We start from the raw sequence: 16,663 nt of genomic DNA, 5'->3' as shown, positions 1-16,663 counted from the left end.
TGAAAAATCCCTAGGGTTAAGAAAGAATATTGGCTCAAAGAGTTCCCTATAGATGGTTTTAAAGGCTAAAACCTAGCTATACTCAGGTTTGCTGTCTCTTAGCATGAGTGCTTCAACTGCTGAGAGTGGGGTAACTTCCCCTTTGAGCAAGCGATAGACTTGGTAAGAAATCGGAACTGAAATTTCTTCTCGATCCGCTCGTTGAATCAGCACGGAAGCGGTGTTGACCCCTTCAGCGGTTCCTTCCAGCTCGGTTAAAACTTCGGAGAGTGTCTTACCTTGAGCCAACCTGTAACCAACCTGATAATTGCGACTGAGACTGCTGTTGCAGGTGGCGAGTAAGTCACCAAGTCCTGACAATCCATAAAACGTTTCAGGTTGTGCCCCCCAGCAGTTGCCGATGCGGATGATTTCAGTGAGACCACGGGTTAACAAAGCGGCTTTGGCATTCGTTCCCAATTGCAACCCATCACAAGTACCGGCAGCGATCGCCATCACGTTTTTTAGCGTTCCGCCGAGTTCCACTCCCAAAGGATCAGCATTGGTATAAACCCGAAAACTGGGGGACGAAAACACCGCTTGCACCGACGAGGCAGCGGCAGCATCCCGGCTGGCTACCACCGTAGCAGCTGGCAATCCTTGTTGAATTTCTTTAGCAAGATTTGGCCCCGATAGAACGACCACTGGGCGAGTCGGAAATGCCGCCTGCCAAATTTGTGAAGGGGTGCAGGTAGTGACAGGATCTAATCCTTTGGTAGCGGTGACGAAAATTGGCTTAGAAGAGACAGCCTTTTGTACATTCGCCGCAACCTCGCCGACACCTTTCATCGAGATGGCGGATAAAACAATTTCAGCATTCTCTAGAACCGCCTCTAAGCATAGGGAAGACTGACGCGACCACACACGGACGTGATGACCGTTCTGAGATGCGAGAGAGGCAAGGGTCGTACCCCAAGCGCCCGATCCAAGAATCGCTATCGTGAGTTTTGAGTTTTGACCTTTCGCTTCCCTCAAGGGAATGGTTTTGATTGAGTTAGAGGAGTTCTGGTCACTCATAACTCTTGAATCGAGGATAGCGTTCCATCAATTCCCGCACCTGTTCGGCATGATAAGAACTCCGAGTCAGGGGAGAGGAGACGATTTGCAGGAAACCCAGCAACTCGCCAAACTGTCTCCAAGCATCAAACTGAGCAGGTGTGACAAAGCTATCGACTTTCAAATGTTTTTGGGAGGGTTGGAGATATTGCCCAATCGTCAAAATATCGCAATCGACATCTCGTAAATCTTGCATTACCTGCCGGATTTCGGCGTCAGTTTCTCCCAGCCCTACCATCAAACCAGATTTTGTGTAAACCCAAGGGGCTAACTCGCGGGTTCGATGTAGTAGTTCGAGCGATCGCTGATAATTTCCTTGAGGACGCACCCGCCGGTAAAGGCTGGGAACCGTTTCTGTATTGTGGTTTAGCACTTCGGGTGATGCCTGGAGGATTGTTTCGAGTGCCCCCCAGTTGCCGCACAAGTCAGGAATCAATACCTCAATTGTCGTCTTTGGTGAGGTGGCGCGTACCGCTTGAATGCAGCGGACAAACTGAGACGCACCGCCATCCGGCAAGTCATCCCGGTTCACGGAGGTAATTACGACATGATTGAGTCGGAGTCGTCTAACTGCCTCCGCCAAGTTTTCTGGTTCCGTGGGGTCAAGCGCTTTGGGCTTTTTCTCAAAGTCGATATCGCAATAGGGGCAAGCCCGCGTGCAGGCTGGCCCCATAATTAAGAATGTCGCTGTACCGGCTTGGAAACACTCGCCGATGTTGGGGCAAGAGGCTTCCTCACAAACGGTATTCAGCCCCAAATCCCGCAAAATTTCTTTAACACTACCGACTCGCTCCCACTGAGGCGCTTTGACGCGCAACCAATCTGGTTTAACAGCCACAACCCGCTTTTTCCACTTTCAGTCATACAGAGTTTATCGTAGCAAGCAACGGACTCAGTGAATTAATTTCTGGTGGAGTGGGTTGGTGATTTGGGATTTGGCGTGATATTGTGGATCTAGTTTGTCACTTATGACAACGGGATGTAGCGCAGCTTGGTAGCGCACCTCGTTCGGGACGAGGGGGTCGCAGGTTCAAATCCTGTCATCCCGATTTTGATTTTTTGAATGACACTTGCGATGTCATCCTGAAGTGCGTCCAATAATTCTCATTTGACGATCGACAACGTTACCCCTAGACTCCTCAACAGAGGTATCGGGAACAAGTTCATCAACGTTGTCATAATCATGAGTTGCGTCATTTAGATCCGATTCCTCAGAATAATCGGCGCGTGCGGTATCGGGGCCAGCATCAGGGGTGAGAAACCCACTGCCAGTGTTATCAGCGCCAACGGCATCAACGTGCTTCGGTTGATTTGAAAACATTGTTTTTCCTCCGGCTATAAGGCACAAATGAGATTTTATAACTACAGATTTTTTCTGTCAGTTATGCCACAAGTGTTGAAATTTTATTGCAGCTATACATCAGTCTGAAGACTTAGTCCGAGTTGAGAGCGATCGCACTTTGCTGATGGAGTGAGATGGGGTGCGATCGCATCTTGACCCCGTTGTCAGCCAGTAATTTTGCTCTGGCTAGATGTATTTTTTTAGGGGTGGGTGGGGACACTGAATGAGGGAAGCGATCGCGCCTTGAGCGTTGCGCTTCACTCCACTCAGGATGCAAAATAACAACTTATTAGACTTTTAAAACAGCTTCTAAAAGTAAGCACAGCTAGTGGAGATCGCCTTTTTCCCTACCACTTTCCTACACAAAAAACCGAGCCACAGTGCAGGTAAAATCTGGCAATAGAGGTGAACTTAACTCATCATTATTTAGTAGCGTTGCTATCAATTTTGGCGTCGCATTTTAGCGTCGCATTTTCGCGGTGGTAGATTTCAACTTGTTGCAAGCGCCAATCAGCAATCCAATACTCTTGGACTCCCCGTGATGCGTAAAGTTTGAGTTTAGGTTCTCTATCTTGGCGTTCATTCTCTATACCAGGTGATAACACTTCCACCACTAATTCTGGTGCGCCTGTTAGATGTCCCGCCTCGTCTAGCAATACAGCTAATCTTCCGTTACTAGCCCACACTACATCTGGTATGACGTTATCTGATTCGCTGAATAGCACACCTGGAGTGATGCTGGCTTGCCCTAAACCACTAAAAACAGACCAAGCATCGACTTCTCAACAGATGTTGAAGCAGGTGCGTTGATGCTTCCAGTGGGGCGCTCTGGTCATAAACAACTCTCCATCAATAATCTCATAGCGCGTGCCTTCGTTTTCAGGTAAGAGGTTGATATCTGTAGTAGCCCAACGCACTCCATTAGTTACCGTAGGCTGCATAGGAGAACTCCTTTTCATTAGCTGTATATATAGTAGTATCCCTATTAAAGAACCCGGTTTCTCTTCTGAAACCGGGTTCTTTGATGAAATGTAGCAGTAGTTATTCGCTAATAGCTACCTGCACTTTATCTTCCACCACTCTTACAGGAAAAGTAGGAACGCTTACGGTTTCATCGTCTAAGCATTCTCCGGTGAGCAAGTTAAAATTTTGCTTGTAGATGGGGGATGCAACTTTGGGAATGCCATTGCGATCGCCTAAAATTCCCCGCGATAGGACAAAGGCTTTACTAAAGGGATCGTAATTGCCTAGCGCAAATACATCAGTTTCTTGTCCCACACGGAAAATTGCCACCTGTTGATCTTCAACTAAAGCGCAAACTCCAGTGTTGGGCGCGATCGCTGACAGCGGACAAATATCAACCCATGTAGAAATTGTCTGACGAATCGGTAATGCTTGAACCATTTTCTTTTCCTATTGATTAACGGATTGGTGTAGCCTAGCTTGAAAAATTCAACACATTGCAGCAAGTCAAACTAACTCAAAAACTCGCTCTTTGGTTATTTGAACCGTACTGCATAGTTCGCTTAACACAGGTTCCAAATACAGCACGGCTGCAATGTTATTTCTGCCTGATTCCTGCTGCTTACGCCTAATTTCTTCTAGGTCAACGGAATGTTTCTTGACACGAAACATTCCTATATACTTCCACCTAGCTCGATGTAGCTTGAGGAACACTGGAATAGCACCTCCTTGTTGGCAGAGTATCTCAGCTTTCTGTTTTACTTTTGGTGAATCTTCTACCAAAACTTCATCAGGAGCTTTTGAGTCCAGGGTAGGCTTAAAACATCCACACACAATCTTTCCAGCACGCTGAGGAAGATAAGTTTGGAGTTCTCCACCCAATGCAGAATGAATTTGATAGCGTGTGTATGTTTTTCCTACTTGAAATAACATCAGTTTTTTTAAACTGTAGGTAATGCACCAGAGCAACAGTCAGCTTATTCGGAAATACCAACTAAAACCTTCTCGTGGTCATAAGCTGGACGTTTTTGCCCCCGTTCCTCTACATGAACTAAACCAGGATCGGGTTGGTCAGAATTGACAAAGTGACGGAATCGCTTCACTTTTTCTGGATCTTCAATTGTGGCTTTCCACTCACACTGATAGGTATTGACAAGATGCTGCATTTCTGATTCTAATTCAGCACAAATGCCCAGAGAATCTTCAATAACTACCTGCTTCAGGTACTCGATGCCTCCTTCCAGCTTATTGAACCAAGTTGCAGTGCGTTCTAGTCGATTCGCGGTGCGAATATAGAACATCAAGAACCGATCCAAATATTTAATCAGCGTTTCCTTGTCAATATCTGTTGCTAACAAAACTGCGTGTTGTGGCTTCATTCCACCATTGCCACATACATATAAATTCCAGCCATTTTCGGTAGCAATGATCCCAAAATCCTTGCTTTGAGCTTCGGCACATTCGCGGGTACAACCCGATACAGCTGATTTTAATTTGTGGGGCGATCGCAAGCCTCGATATCGCAGTTCGATCTCAATCGCCAAAGTGGTTGAATCCTGAACCCCAAAGCGGCACCAGGTGCTACCTACACAAGATTTGACTGTGCGGAGTGCCTTCCCATAAGCGTGTCCCGATTCAAATCCAGCATCTATCAGCCGCTGCCAAATTTGGGGTAATTGATCTACCCGCGCACCTAATAAATCGATCCGCTGTCCGCCTGTAATTTTGGTATAAAGACCAAAATCTTTAGCAACTTCTCCCAACACAATTAGCTGATCTGGCGTTAGTTCACCACCGGGAACTCTGGGGATTACTGAATAAGTTCCATCCTTCTGAATATTTGCCAAGTAATAATCATTGGTATCCTGTAAACCGACGTGTGGGATTTCCAAAATATACTCGTTCCAAGTAGAAGCGAGAATAGAGGCAACCGCAGGCTTACAAATTTCACAACCCTTACCTTTCCCGTGTTTTTGAATTAAATCTTCAAAAGTCAGGATTTTTTGAGAACGCACTAAGTGATAAAGTTCCTGACGGGAATAGGCGAAGTGTTCGCAGAGATGATTTTTGACTTCTATCCCCGCTTTCTTCATCTCAGCTTTAAGGATATCCGTTACCAGTGGCACGCAACCGCCGCAACCTGTCCCGGCTTGGGTGCATTTCTTGACACCGGCAATATCAGTGAGTTTTCCTTCTTGGATAGCGCTACAAATTTGCTCTTTGCTAACATTATTGCAAGAGCAAATTTGGGCAGTATCTGGTAAACTCTCCACACCCATACCGACTGTGGCAGACTTGCCTTCGCGGGGTGGCATCAGCAAATCTTCTGGATGAGGCGGGAGGGCGATCGCATTCTGCACAAATTGCAGCAGCGTACCGTAAGCTGAAGCATCTCCTACTAAAATTCCGCCTAAAAGATGGCTACCATCTTCATTTAGAACCAGTTTTTTGTAAACACCCTGGATGCTATCAGTAATGGCAATTTCTTTAGCGCCGGGAGATTTGGCAAAGGCATCCCCGAAACTGGCAACATCCACTCCCAACAATTTGAGTTTGGTGGACATATCCGCGCCGGTAAAGCTGCTCGTCGCCGTTTTGCTCAGGATATCTGCCGCTACGCTTGCCATTGTATAGCCAGGAGCGACTAAGCCGTAAATTCGATTTTGATAGAGGGCGCATTCTCCAATGGCATAAATATTTGGATCGGAAGTTTGGCAAGAATCGTTGATAATGATACCACCGCGATCGCCTACTGCTAATCCACATCCTCTAGCGATTTCATCGCGAGGGCGAATTCCCGCAGAAAAGACAATCATATCTGTTTCTAACTCTTCACCATCAGCAAAGGTCATTTTAGTAACCTTGCCATCAATGCTGACAATTTCCGTTGTAGATTTACTGGTATGAATTGAAACCCCAAGTTCTTCTATCTTGTTGCGAAGGATGTTGCCACCGACATCATCAATTTGTAGTGGCATTAATCTGGCTGCGAACTCAACAACATGGGTTTTTAAACCCATATTTTTGAGAGCGTTCGCACATTCCAAACCTAATAATCCACCCCCAACGACGACACCAGTTTGGCAATTTTTCGCATAGGATGACATTGCCTCAAGGTCATCTATTGTCCGGTAGACAAAATTACCTTTCGCATCATTCCCTTTAATTGGCGGTACAAAAGGATAGGAGCCTGTTGCTAGAACAATTTTGTCATAGGCGATTGTTATACCATTCGCTGATGTAACTGTTTTTTCTTCCCGGTTAATCGCAACTGCCTTATCACCGATATGAATCTCAACTCCGTTTTCTTGGTACAAACCTGGTTGAACCAATGATAAATCTGCCGCAGTTTTGCCCGAAAAGAAGCCACTCAAATTAACCCGATCGTAAGCAACACGCGGCTCTTCGCAAAATGCGATCAAGTTCCATTCCTGCGCCGCTCCCTTGGCGATCATCAGTTCTAGAAACTTGTGTCCTACCATACCGTTGCCAATAACAATAAGATTCTTTTTGCCGGTCATGCAGTTTTATAACGCCTATTTTTACAATCTTCTTAATTAGTCGTATAAAAAATTTCAAAGTAAGTTTGTAAAAATTGTTACACTAAACTGTTTGGCTATGCAGTGTGCGAATGATCCCGATTGTGTTTTTGCATGAGGAGGAAAAACTTTATACCAATGTGGGTCAACTGAGCAGCGATACTTATTTCAAATTTGTTTGTAGAACCGCGCATTCAGCATCAAACTATTGGGGCAATGCCTACACAAAGCTAAGTTAATTTTTCCCCGACTTAAGGCAAAAATTTTACCGATGTAGCTTCTAACTGAAGCAGGGTGGGCAATGCCCACCCTGCTCAACGAAAATGTGACTTAAGTTTTATTCTTCTTTTGGACCAAAAACCATTTGTAGAAGCACTGGCTGACCGTCGGCGCGGTGATATTTATCTGCCCAATCCCGGATGACCATATCCAGTTCTTGCATGGCTGCCTCAATGCGATCCGGTGGAATATCCAGTTCCTCTAGTATTCGCATCACATTTAGCTGTCGGTCTGCCCAATCTTTCATCAGTCGGAAGTACCGGGCAGTATCCTCAATCATGATATAAGTGCGTTCTTCGTCCTCAGCGGGTGAGTAGGAAGCACGGGTGAGGGCGTAGAAGGGCAATCCCCAAGGAGAATCAATTCGCGTTACCGTACCGGAATAGATTAAGCGCCGCTTGATGTGTTCGGCGAATGCTTCGCTTAGAGGAATGCGGCGTTCTTCTGGCAAGTCTTCCTGGGAACGACTGTGGAGAAATTCAATTAATTCTAGAAACTGAAAAGCGTTGATTAGCTGGGCATCCGGCAGATTATTTGGCAGTTTTTCCTCAAGGTATCGCTTTTCGTCAGCGGTCAGGTTGGTGCTATAGATGCGCGATCGCCCCGGTTGCCACGGAAACTGCTCCATCCAAACATAGGGAAACTGAATTAAATACCGAGGTTCTTGGGAACCCAGCATCTTCAGCAGTTTCCCTTCGGTCAGCGCTTGCCGAACTTCCTCGACGATGACTTTGACTCGCTTCGGCTCAATGTGGTGCAGGTGCCCCGTCATCCGGATATTTTGACCCTGCTCCAAATAAGTCATGTAAATCGCGCACTTTGCTGCCGTGGCAGCAGCATCCAGGAAGGCTCCGTGTCGGTGCCCGCCGGTTCTCATCGCACTAAAGGCCAGATAAAACATGATCTGATCCATCGCACCGGGGCTAAGGCTTTTGATCAGATCCAGGTCGTTGCTCATATCAGGGGTGATCGCATCGCAAGGGGACAAAACACTGGTTCCTTGGTGAAAATGGTGAAAAGCTTATGTTTCCACATTTGCAGTGAGTTCAATTCACTCGCTGAAACTATTGAACTCTAAGCACCCCGATAGCATGAACGTAAATAATCTCTAATTATAGAAAAGGACGGCCTAATATATAGCTTTTGTCAGGGAATAAATTCTCCGTGACAGGCAAAGTTAGACAAATAGTGCCCCAAGTACACTGGCACAAACCTGCTAGAGCTTAGTTTGCTGCCTTCAAATGAGCTTTCATCGACCTCAGTCGCAAGGTGAAAAGCGGATCGATGACTTGTTCAGATTTGGCTAAATAGAGGATAATTCTAGACGATAGAGATATATTCGGGCGAAAACGCATCTCGGCGTCCGGTTCCTTTATCCGGAGACGGTTCGTTCCCACGTTTCAGCGATACGGCTAGCTCGGAAGACGTGGATGGCAGTTGCTTGGCAGAGGCGGACTCGATCCCTAAGAAATTACCTGAAGAGATTGATAGTAAGCTCAACAACATGATAGAGGTGTAAGGGCGCATAGCAGATGTCCGTGTCAGGGTTATAGTCCCTGATACGGAGTTCTTGATCGTTAACCAGGAAAAATTTCGGTTAGAGCTTAGTCGGTTCCGATTGAGTTCTGCTTTTGTTTAAGGTTAGAGGTACGATGCCTAAGGCTCAAAAATGAGTGCGATCGCTCCCAGGAGCAATAATTTTTTCCACAATCAACCATTTGCCCGATTGATTGAGATATCCGCACACAGAGAGCATCTGCCGATCGAGGCAGGTTTGGAGTTCTCCGTCTACTTCTGGGCGCAAGGCGATCGCTATCCAGGTTTGCTCTTCCCCAGCAGCTGGCTCCTTTACAGTGAAGGTGTAATCTTGCTCGGCATGGCGATGGAACACTCCACAGAAGAGTGCTGAGTTTGAAGCGGATTTTTCAATGCTTCCGCCAACCGCTTCCCCATCGCTGTGTTTCGTAAAGGGTGAGGGAACTTCCACATATTTTGAATCCTGTGGCGTCTGGGGTTCCAGGTAAGGGCAGTTGCCATTGAAGGGATAGGTGTCAGGGCGATCCAAGTAATCTCGTTGCCTGTGCAGCCAGTCGGCGCGATCGCGCGGTAAATTGAACAGAGGGAAAATTGCTGCTGGCGATCGCTCATCTTGTAACAATGCTTCTTGCAGGACTCGGACAGGTAAATCTCTGGGTTGACAACTTCGCTGCACGCAAAGCGCCGCCGCCATTCCTGCCGCCTGACCAATATTCATGACGATGGGCTGTAACCGGGTGGAACCGTTGGCAATATGGGAGACGGAGATATTTTTTTCGCAAACCAGCAGTCCATCCACAGACTCTGGAATTAGACAAGTGTAGGGAAGGGTGAAAGGAGTGCCAGTCCAGCGTCCACCCCAGCGAATTGATTTTGGTTTAACAAGAAAGTTGTAGTTAGGGTAATGGTGGTCGTTGGGGTAGTTGCCGAGGGCGATCGCATTCACCTCCCCAGTCGCATCCACAGGTAGGGGTGCAACCTTTCCCCCCGCTACTGGCAAGATATCCTGCTCTCGCACGGTCGCGAGTCCTATAAGGCGTCTGCTTTCTCGAAAGTAAGGGTGTAGGGCATAACCACCTCCACCGAGAGAGTTTTGAGTTTTGATTGAGTTTTGATTGAGTTTGGGAGTCAAGCGTGAGGGAAAGATTTGAGTCGCTAAGCCGTAACGCCGCCCCAGCTTAGTTTGAATAAAGCGGACAAAGCTTTGAGTGTGCCACAGACTCTCTTGAAGAAATTGATGCCGCGACGCCTCCGACTCTACCAGACGCCCCACGCCTTCCCCATAGTCATTGCCGCACAGGGGCCAGTTGATCATCAACAGATTCCCCGGTAAACGCCCATAATTGAGAAATTTCTCCCAACCGTAGCGATCCCAGCTACCTTGGAAGGATGAAGGAGGAAGGATAAAAGATGAAGGAGGGGGGGAAATTTCCGGCGCACTTGCTTCCTCACCGAAATCTTGCAGAATTGCCACCCAAGTGGGAGCCTGGACTGGGTATCGCTGAGTCAATTCATTGGGAGAAAGCGGGGCGCTGGGTTCGCCAAACTCTGATTGCAATTCCCATCCCCAGCGATACGGCACAGATGCTAGAGGCAGCAAGTCTCCCAGTTCGGTGCCATCTAGGGTGATTTTGGATTGAACGGTGAAATCGGCAAATCGAACGCCGAGGATGCGATCTCCTGTTCGCAAAACCTCTAAGGGCACTTGCCCCGCAACCCAGTCTAGATTTGGCAATTCTTGTACCCAATCAGCAAATATTTGGGCACCAATCCGGGGATCGTAACTAAACAGACTCACCCAACTATTGTTTAAGCCTCCCATTTGCCGAGAACGCAATTCCCCTAAAAACTCACCCCAAAGCCCCGTTTGAAAGGCAGCAAGTTCATTACCATCCGGGGCAGCAACCCCCGCTGAGGTGAGCATTCCCCCCAGCCAGGTAAATTCACTCACCAGCATTGTCTTGGCACCGCGACGGGCAGCTTGTATCGCAGCTGCGGTTCCTCCCGTTCCGCCTCCCACAACCAAGACATCTACTTCTATTAATTCATTCATCAGCAATTCCGTTTCAGAATAGACAATCGATCGCGAACAATAGACAATTAGCTATAAACAATCGGCTATCGAAAGTATAAAGTCCATCGTTTAAGGAAAAGCATGAAAGCACAAGTATTCAGAGGCGTCAATCAGCTCAGTTACGAAGAAGTGCCGACGCCGGAAATTGCACCCGATGAAGTCTTGGTACAAGTAAAGGTTGTGGGATTGTGTCAGTCTGACATCAAGAAAATTCGCTATCCTCTCTACCAGCCACCGCGCATTTTTGGTCATGAAACTGCTGGAGTAATTACTTCTGTAGGAAGCGAAGTGACTGGCTGGCAGATTGGGCAACGAGTTGTGGTCATGCACCATATTCCTTGTATGCGCTGCGACTATTGCCTCAACGACAACTTCTCGATGTGCGATGTTTACAAAAACGTCACGACCACGGCTGGATTTACTCCCAGTGGCGGCGGTTTTGCAGATTATGTGAAAGTGCCCGGTCACATTGTCCGCAGCGGCGGATTAATTCCCATTCCGGATAATGTCAGCTTTGAGCAAGCGAGTTTTGTGGAGCCGACAAATTGCTGTCTAAAAGCAGTTAAAAAAGCCCAAGTTGCTCCTGGTCAAACCGTTTTGATTACAGGTGCTGGCCCAATTGGGCTAATGTTTATCATGCTGGTGAAGTATTTCGGAGCTAGAGCGATCGCGACTGACTTAATTCCTTCTCGGATTGAGAAAGCTTTGAGCGTGGGGGCAGAAGCTGCATTCGATCCCCGCGACCCGGATTTATCAACTAAAATTAAAGCGCTTACTGGCGGATTGGGAGTGGATACGACTTTGCTTGCAGTTCCCAGTGACAAAGCTTTTTTCCAAGCCCTCGATTGTACCCGTCGGGGCGGTAAAATTTTATTTTTTGCTGAGTTTCCTGATGAAGTAGAAATCCCGATTAATCCAAATATTCTCTACCGCCGAGAAATTGATTTAATGGGTAGCTATAGTTCTTCTTACCGGATACAAAATTTGGCAGCAGATATCGTATTCAACCAGCGAATTGATGTGGAAGCATTAATTAGCGATCGCTATCCTTTGCAAAATTTAGCTGCTGCTGTGGAACAAGCGATCGCTCCCACCCCCGAAACTTACAAAATTCTCATCTATCCCCAAACAGCCGAGTGATTTTAGTAACAGTCTGTCTTCATTTAACTCTCTTTTAGAGAGTCTTTTTTTAAAGATTTTGACAGGGCAACCAGATAGATTTATCATCTATCTGATGATAGAATTTTTTTAAAATCTTTAAAGTATGGATACTTCCTCTCCGACGCGCGGACAACTAGAAAGAACTCTATCGCAACGCATCCAAGCTTTATACCGGGATCAACTGGGGCATCAACCTAGTCAAATTACCTGTCAAATTTTTGATGAAAAAATTGCCATTATTCTAGAAAATGCCATCACGGCACCAGAACAACTTTTAGCAAATAGTGGTCAAGAAGAGCTGGCTGAGCAAGTAAGGACAGATTTAGAAAAAGCACTTGAGCCAAAACTAAAAGCGCTAATTGAGGAAGTAGTTGGCGTATCCGTGATTGACCTGCTCAGCGATGCCAAAGTAGATACAGGTCGTACTGGTACGATTGCTGTCTTAGCAAACGCCCCTAAAGTTCGTAATTAATCCCCCTTCTCTGCTAAGTATCTAGCTCAGCATAGATTTATATTGATGGTTTGCACTCAGCAGCCTTTTTCAGTTTTTAGGGTGTATCTGACCCTTGTGCGATCGCGGTATCCCGTCTCTCTATAACAACTAACAAACAACCATTTATCAATTGATGACTCAATCTATAAATCTAGATTTATTTATTTAAATTAATTGAGATAGCGATCGATGAGAGCTTCTAACTCATCAATGACATAAGGCTTGCTAATGTAGTCATTGCAGCCTGCAAACAGAAGACCTTCCCTGTCTTCTGCTCTTGCCAAAGCCGTCACAGCAACAATGGGGATCTTCATCGTTTCGGGGTTCTGTTTTAGAGAACGCACAACTTCTACGCCGTGGATGTCAGGTAGAAGAATATCCAACAAAATCAGCTTTGGCTGATAATGTTGCGCCATAAATAAAGCTGCCCGACCCTCCTTTGTCGTTATAAATGAGCAGTCAAGAGCGAGTAGCACTTCGCTCATGAGTAGCAAGTTGTCTTCATTGTCTTCTACAACCAAAATGAGAGGCGATTCGATATTTGCCTGGGAGGCAGGTTTTGAGAAAGAGTGCAGATTTAAGCGTTGTTCGGGGGAACTCATCAAAATACGAAGCTATCCTCTCCAGAAGTGGACAACCGAGGGGTTGCCCAAGTTATACCCATTCACTTGATTGACGGTACACGAATGATTCCCTGTTTGCCCCTTGTTTTACAAGGGTTTAGGGATCGGCTGCGGGAAAAGTGAAACGGTATTACGAGGCATTCCCCAGGCGGCATTTTTTGGCGCTTGGAATCGATTGGCTCGTAGCTTCCCCACTAGGTTGATCTTTTAAGTTCATCTTGGCAAGAGAACACAGCAAGCTAGTGGTGATGTTGCTTGTCCCCTGATTCTATAAAAAATTAGTTAAAAAACTGCACAACTTAAACATTAATATTCATTGTTACTTTTAGCACTAGATATATACACACTTCTGTGCTAAGAATCGTTGAAAAACTAAATTTTTGAATACATTTGGCGTTTCTTGGTTAGCTGCAAAGCATCACAAATATATTGAAAACCGTTTCGGATACTTGGGGGAATCGAACCCTATCCCTACTTTGTAAGATTGGCACTCTCTACCCTCATCAGGGATTTAGCGCTTAACAACTAACCTTGTCAAGATACTAAATATTGAAATTTTCCAATGTTGTGGATCTCTATCTTTAGGAGATGTCCGGAAAATTGCTCGCACTGTTACAGTCTAATAAAAAAGGTGAAAGAATTTACCTTTCCTGAGAGCGATCGCTATGCAGGACACAATCAAACCCACTCGTGGTGAATTAGAACGAACCCTGTCACAGGAAATTCGGGCTTTCTACCACGCCCAACTAAGTCACCAGCCCAGTCAGGTGACTTGCCAATTTATGGGTGACAAAATTGCGATTCTTATCGAAGATTCTATTACTCGACCCGAACAACTTCTGGCACAAAGCGGTCAGCAAAGGCTGGCACAGAGAGTTCGAGAGAATATAAACCACGTCCTACAACTGCAACTTAAACAGCTAATTGAGGAAGTGGTGAAAGTCCCAGTCATCGATCTGATGATCGACTCCGCCCTAAAAACAAGTCGTACCAGTACCGTTGCGATTTTAGCCGCAACCCCTACGACGCGCAATCCAGACTGAATTCCACCGAATCGACCTGAGACGGATTCCATCTCAGGTTGCGCCGGACAACAGCCTCTAGATCCTCCAGCAAGTAAGGCTTGCTAATATAGTCATTGCAGCCTGCCGTGAGAATGCGATCTCTGTCTTCCGCCCTTGCCAGCGCCGTGACGGCGATAACAGGAATTGTCCGGGTTTCAGGATCTTCCCTGAGTTGACGGACAATTTGAAGACCATCTAAGTCAGGCAACATAATATCCAGCAAAATCAGGTTTGGCTGTTCGGTTCTTGCCTTTTCAAAAGCACTATGACCGTCAATTGCTGTGATGATTGAGCAATTTAGCGGCTCTAAAACGTAAGCAAGCAATAATAAGTTGTCTTCATCGTCATCGACTGCCAATACCACAGGCAACTTGGCAGTAAGACACTGATTGCTACTGCTCAAAAAATTTTGACGGGTACGGTGGGAAAGTTCCAAATCATCCATCCTCTATTTCCAGCTAATTTCTAGACTGGCAGTCACCCTCACCAGAAGAGTGGACGAGGCACTCCTTAAGCGGTGGCGAAGCGCTTGCAATGGAATGGCTCGCGTGTAACCTACTAAGTTGGAGAGCCGATGCTCGATCTAGAGGAAAAGACGAGCCAAGTTAGTAGGAGCCTTATTATCATTGACATTGCTATTGTACATAAAATTTACAATAACCTAAAGATTTTGTTAAGAAAATACAATTCTTGTAAGTATGCTTAGCACTTACTAAACATAGGCTAGGGGGCAACCTAGAATAGAAATCTTCGGGAGTAGCAAGATAGCAGACTGGTAGTCGTACCACATCATCCGGAGTTAGCCCGGGATTAACCGGAGCAATAAGACGCGAGGAATTGCGTCTAGAAACTAACTTTAAGCAGATGCGACCTATAGAGTAGATGCCGTTTTAGATGCGGCTAGGAGTTCGCATTTGAGAAAAGCGCGGGTTGATGAATGGGGTGAATCAGCCTTCACGATTTGAGGGCTACCCCGATCTAATTAGGCATTGGAGGTTGAAGCAATGGGTATAGCCACGATTAACCCAGCAACTGGGGAAACGCTTCAAACGTTTGAGGCACTGACAGATACGGAGATTGAAACGAAGCTAGCACTAGCGCAATCAAGCTTTAAACAGTATCGGCAGACACCCATGCAAAAAAGGGCAGATTGGTTGAATGCCGCTGCTGAGATTTTAGAGAGCGATCGCGAACGCTTTGGCAAAATCATGACCCTAGAAATGGGGAAAACTTTAAAATCAGCGATCGCAGAAGTGGAAAAATGCGCCCTCGTCTGTCGCTTCTACGCCGAACGCGCCCCCGAATTCCTCGCGGATGTTCCAGCCCAAACCGACGCCAGCCACAGCTTTGTGCGCTATCAGCCTTTAGGCGTCATCTTGGCAGTCATGCCTTGGAATTTCCCCTTCTGGCAAGTGTTTCGGTTTGCCGCACCAGCGCTGATGGCGGGAAATGTCGGGTTACTCAAGCACGCCTCTAACGTGCCTCAGTGTGCATTGGCTCTGGAGGAGATTTTCCACAAAGCAGGATTCCCAGAAGGTGTCTTTCAAACCTTGCTAGTGGGAGCAGATAAAGTCGCTGCAATTGTAACAGACGAGCGAGTGAAAGCCGCAACCTTGACCGGAAGCGAACCTGCCGGGATGAGCCTCGCCGCCACCGCCGGGAAACAAATTAAGAAAACCGTTCTGGAATTGGGCGGAAGCGACCCGTATATTGTCCTAGAAAGCGCCGATTTGGATGCAGCCATTGCGACAGCAGTGAGTGCCAGAATGCTGAATAACGGTCAATCATGCATTGCTGCGAAACGGTTCATTGTCGTGGATGCGATCGCAGACCAATTTGAAAAAGGTTTGATTGAGAAGTTTGAGGCACTCAAAATCGGCGATCCGATGCATCCGGAAACCGATATAGGGCCACTGGCAACCCCATCGATTCTCAAAGATTTGGATTGGCAAGTTCAAGAAAGCGCCAAATTGGGAGCAAAAGTTCTCACAGGTGGACAGCCATTATCTGACCGTCCTGGTAACTTTTATCTGCCGACAATTTTGACAGATATCCCAGCCGGTAGCCCAGCCGAAGCGGAGGAATTTTTTGGTCCCGTAGCGCTGCTATTCCGAGTGCCAGATATCAACGCCGCGATCGCGCTTGCCAATGCCTCGCCCTTTGGACTGGGTGCCAGTGCTTGGACTCAAGTAGAGGCAGAACGCGATCGCTTGATTGAAGAACTCGAAGCGGGTGCCGTGTTTATTAACGGCATGGTTAAATCCGATCCGCGTCTTCCCTTTGGTGGTATCAAGCGTTCCGGATACGGACGCGAGTTAAGCAAAGAGGGAATTCACGAGTTTGTCAACATCAAAACCGTGTGGGTGAAATAAGCGGTGGTGCATTCTAACGATGAATTAAATCCCATCCCACTTGCGGGATGGGGATGTCAATACGGGCGCACGGCTGTCCGCCCGTATTGGGCTAAATAGGGGCAATCCGCGCATCTGGCCCC

General features: G+C 46.8%; 16 protein-coding genes, 1 tRNA gene and 1 pseudogene. 5 read left to right on the top strand and 13 right to left on the bottom strand.

The features are described 5' to 3' along the window. Positions 1-72: 72 nt before the first annotated feature. Positions 73-1,056, bottom strand: a complete 984-nt coding sequence (locus tag NDI44_RS05570; protein WP_190412713.1) for an NAD(P)H-dependent glycerol-3-phosphate dehydrogenase — start codon at positions 1,054-1,056, stop codon at positions 73-75. Next, entirely contained in the window at positions 1,049-1,933 is an 885-nt protein-coding gene (gene lipA / locus NDI44_RS05565) for a lipoyl synthase (protein ID WP_190412712.1), read from the bottom strand. Before lipA ends, NDI44_RS05570 begins: the two co-directional genes overlap by 8 nt. Positions 1,934-2,070: 137 nt before the next feature. On the opposite strand from lipA, the gene NDI44_RS05560 reads away from it, so the two are divergent. After that, positions 2,071-2,144, top strand: a tRNA-Pro gene (locus NDI44_RS05560). Positions 2,145-2,173: 29 nt separating this feature from the next. Here NDI44_RS05560 and NDI44_RS05555 read toward each other — a convergent pair. From NDI44_RS05555 to NDI44_RS05515, 9 genes and pseudogenes are all read right to left on the bottom strand, one after another. Beyond that, positions 2,174-2,416: a hypothetical protein gene (locus NDI44_RS05555; protein ID WP_190412711.1), complete on the bottom strand. Its 243-nt coding sequence runs from the start codon at positions 2,414-2,416 to the stop codon at positions 2,174-2,176. A gap of 112 nt (positions 2,417-2,528) precedes the next feature. After that, positions 2,529-2,714 (bottom strand): hypothetical protein, encoded by a 186-nt coding sequence (locus tag NDI44_RS05550; protein WP_190412710.1) that lies wholly within the window; start codon positions 2,712-2,714, stop codon positions 2,529-2,531. Positions 2,715-2,795: 81 nt separating this feature from the next. Next, positions 2,796-3,378 (bottom strand): annotated as a pseudogene (locus NDI44_RS05545) (Uma2 family endonuclease). A 100-nt stretch (positions 3,379-3,478) separates the two neighbouring features. Beyond that, complete coding sequence (gene nirD / locus NDI44_RS05540; RefSeq protein WP_190412709.1) at positions 3,479-3,841, bottom strand: nitrite reductase small subunit NirD; 363 nt, start codon at positions 3,839-3,841, stop codon at positions 3,479-3,481. 66 nt (positions 3,842-3,907) lie between these two features. Continuing rightward, positions 3,908-4,333: a hypothetical protein gene (locus NDI44_RS05535; protein ID WP_190412708.1), complete on the bottom strand. Its 426-nt coding sequence runs from the start codon at positions 4,331-4,333 to the stop codon at positions 3,908-3,910. 44 nt (positions 4,334-4,377) lie between these two features. After that, positions 4,378-6,921: a nitrite reductase large subunit NirB gene (nirB, locus tag NDI44_RS05530; protein ID WP_190412707.1), complete on the bottom strand. Its 2,544-nt coding sequence runs from the start codon at positions 6,919-6,921 to the stop codon at positions 4,378-4,380. Between the two features lie 355 nt (positions 6,922-7,276). Continuing rightward, complete coding sequence (gene hetR / locus NDI44_RS05525; protein WP_190412890.1) at positions 7,277-8,176, bottom strand: heterocyst differentiation master regulator HetR; 900 nt, start codon at positions 8,174-8,176, stop codon at positions 7,277-7,279. 362 nt (positions 8,177-8,538) lie between these two features. Then, the gene (locus NDI44_RS05520; RefSeq protein WP_190412706.1) at positions 8,539-8,745 is read right to left on the bottom strand and encodes a hypothetical protein; all 207 of its coding nucleotides are present in this window, start codon (positions 8,743-8,745) and stop codon (positions 8,539-8,541) included. Positions 8,746-8,881: 136 nt separating this feature from the next. Continuing rightward, on the bottom strand, positions 8,882-10,807 hold the full coding sequence (locus tag NDI44_RS05515; RefSeq protein ID WP_190412705.1) for an FAD-dependent oxidoreductase: 1,926 nt from the start codon (positions 10,805-10,807) through the stop codon (positions 8,882-8,884). A gap of 102 nt (positions 10,808-10,909) precedes the next feature. Between NDI44_RS05515 and NDI44_RS05510 the strand changes: the two genes are divergently transcribed. Together NDI44_RS05510 and NDI44_RS05505 are read left to right on the top strand one after the other, a co-directional pair. Then, positions 10,910-11,968, top strand: a complete 1,059-nt coding sequence (locus tag NDI44_RS05510; protein ID WP_190412704.1) for a zinc-dependent dehydrogenase — start codon at positions 10,910-10,912, stop codon at positions 11,966-11,968. Positions 11,969-12,092: 124 nt separating this feature from the next. Further along, complete coding sequence (locus tag NDI44_RS05505) at positions 12,093-12,461, top strand: DUF2294 domain-containing protein (RefSeq protein ID WP_190412703.1); 369 nt, start codon at positions 12,093-12,095, stop codon at positions 12,459-12,461. Between the two features lie 191 nt (positions 12,462-12,652). On the opposite strand, the gene NDI44_RS05500 is transcribed toward NDI44_RS05505, so the two are convergent. Continuing rightward, on the bottom strand, positions 12,653-13,084 hold the full coding sequence (locus tag NDI44_RS05500; protein WP_190412702.1) for a response regulator: 432 nt from the start codon (positions 13,082-13,084) through the stop codon (positions 12,653-12,655). 686 nt (positions 13,085-13,770) lie between these two features. On the opposite strand from NDI44_RS05500, the gene NDI44_RS05495 reads away from it, so the two are divergent. Beyond that, positions 13,771-14,148: a DUF2294 domain-containing protein gene (locus NDI44_RS05495; protein ID WP_190412701.1), complete on the top strand. Its 378-nt coding sequence runs from the start codon at positions 13,771-13,773 to the stop codon at positions 14,146-14,148. Here the strand turns inward: NDI44_RS05495 and NDI44_RS05490 are convergent. Beyond that, a complete protein-coding gene (locus NDI44_RS05490) occupies positions 14,126-14,614 on the bottom strand; it encodes a response regulator (protein WP_190412700.1) in 489 nt (162 codons plus the stop codon). The genes NDI44_RS05495 and NDI44_RS05490 overlap by 23 nt on opposite strands. A 559-nt stretch (positions 14,615-15,173) precedes the next feature. On the opposite strand from NDI44_RS05490, the gene NDI44_RS05485 reads away from it, so the two are divergent. After that, the gene (locus NDI44_RS05485; protein WP_190412699.1) at positions 15,174-16,541 is read left to right on the top strand and encodes an NAD-dependent succinate-semialdehyde dehydrogenase; all 1,368 of its coding nucleotides are present in this window, start codon (positions 15,174-15,176) and stop codon (positions 16,539-16,541) included. The last annotated feature ends 122 nt before the right edge of the window (positions 16,542-16,663 follow it).

Origin of the sequence: Trichocoleus sp. DQ-A3 (assembly GCF_039961975.1) — a bacterium.
Classification (GTDB): Bacteria; Cyanobacteriota; Cyanobacteriia; order Cyanobacteriales; family FACHB-T130; genus FACHB-T130.
Note: the sequence above shows the minus strand (reverse complement) of the source record. Positions and strands in the feature narration are given on the sequence as shown.